Annotated in this window: 2 protein-coding genes; both read right to left on the bottom strand. The window is 49.7% G+C overall.

Annotation, left to right across the window (positions count from 1 at the left end):
- A partial coding sequence (locus HMPREF9412_RS30815) for a metal ABC transporter solute-binding protein, Zn/Mn family (protein WP_009595855.1) occupies positions 1–463 on the bottom strand: 463 nt, incomplete at its 3' end.
- On the bottom strand, positions 450–919 hold a 470-nt coding region (locus tag HMPREF9412_RS30810), incomplete at its 5' end, for a metal ABC transporter permease (protein WP_009595856.1). The genes HMPREF9412_RS30810 and HMPREF9412_RS30815, both read right to left, overlap by 14 nt.

Raw genomic sequence — 919 nt, 5'->3', positions numbered from 1 at the left:
CGTGGCCGTGATCCCCCTCTTCACCATGATCATGAGAATGACCGGTACCTTCCATGATCTCTATTCCCTTACTGGCCTCAATTGCCGATACCCCGGTGCTCTCCAGAACCTGATCGACCCAGCCTTCCATGCCGGCGCCATTATAGACCAGCACATCGGCATCGGAAATCCCCGCCATGTCCTGGGGTGTCGGCTCCCAATCATGCGCTTCAATTCCTGGAGGAACTAAATTCTCCACATCTGCCAGATCGCCCGCTACCTGTCTAGTAAATTCATACATGGGATAGAAGCTGGTTTTAACTTTCAGCTTTGTAGCTTCCGTTGTGGAAGCATCAGACGTCTGGTTACTGGCGGAAGACCCGTTTCCATCATGAGAAACCGTCGGTTTACCCGAGCCGCAGCCTGCAATAGCCAATACTGCGGATAGGGATAGTAGGGTTAATACTCGCTTAAATCTCTTCATAATTCTTATGACTCCTATTTCTATTTATTTTTTGTATCAATCTTCGATTTTGTAACCGAAGCAATTTTTGAAAGATTACGGCCATGATTAGAAATCCTAATAGAATCAGGGCAATGGTACCTCCTGGCGGCGTATTGAGATAGTATGAAGCAGCAAGGCCCGAAAAAACACCGCTCAGCCCAACAACGACGGCGATCCCCATGGCTGCTAAAAAACCTGTCGCCATCCGCAGTGCGATCGAGGCCGGCAGCACAATTAACGCCGAAACCAACAACACGCCGACTACCGGCATTGCGGCGGCAACCGTCATTCCCGTAAACACGGCGAATAAAAAAGACAGGAGAGAGACACGCATACCGGATACCGCAGCGGTCTCCTCATCAAAAGCAAAGTTATAAAGCGGCCGGCGCAAACCAACAAAAAAGATGATCCCTACTGCTGCTACCACCGCAATAA

Origin of the sequence: Paenibacillus sp. HGF5 (genome assembly GCF_000204455.1) — a bacterium.
Classification (GTDB): domain Bacteria; phylum Bacillota; class Bacilli; order Paenibacillales; family Paenibacillaceae; genus Paenibacillus_AQ; species Paenibacillus_AQ lautus_A.
The sequence above is the reverse complement of the archived record's forward strand: the minus strand, read 5'-3'. Positions and strand labels throughout refer to the sequence as shown.